The sequence below is a fragment of the Thermodesulfovibrionales bacterium genome (assembly GCA_026417875.1).
Classification (GTDB): Bacteria; Nitrospirota; Thermodesulfovibrionia; order Thermodesulfovibrionales; family CALJEL01; genus CALJEL01.
The window spans coordinates 1-333 of record JAOACK010000052.1 but is presented as its reverse complement, the minus strand read 5'-3'; the positions used below and the strand labels follow the sequence as shown (position 1 = coordinate 333).

The 333-nt window shown below is 36.0% G+C and carries 2 protein-coding genes; both read right to left on the bottom strand.

Annotation, left to right across the window (positions count from 1 at the left end; genetic code table 11):
• On the bottom strand, positions 1 to 100 hold a 100-nt coding region (locus N2257_08705; protein ID MCX7794461.1), incomplete at its 3' end, for a rubrerythrin family protein.
• A 31-nt stretch (positions 101 to 131) separates the two neighbouring features.
• Positions 132 to 333, bottom strand: a 202-nt coding sequence (locus tag N2257_08700; GenBank protein MCX7794460.1) for a CBS domain-containing protein, incomplete at its 5' end; no start/stop codon positions are given.

Genomic DNA, 333 nt, shown 5'->3' with positions numbered 1-333 from the left:
TCTTAAAGCCCTCTTCTTCTGCTTTATCAGCAAAGATAAGATATTTCATATGTGCTTGACTTTCACCTGAAAAAGCAGATTTTAGATTTTCTTTTGTCATTGGATGCATTTAATCCCTCCTGTTAAAGATTTTATAAATGTTCCTTTATCTGAACATAACGGGCTATTCCATTTCTTGTTATCATTCCCACAATCCTGTCTCCTTCTATTATTACAAGCCTTCCGGTATCATCCCTTATCATCTTTTCCAGGGCTCTCAATACATCCTCTTCTGGTGATACCTCCCATTCCTTTTTATGCTTTGAAAATACCTCTGAAACAGAGGTTTTACTG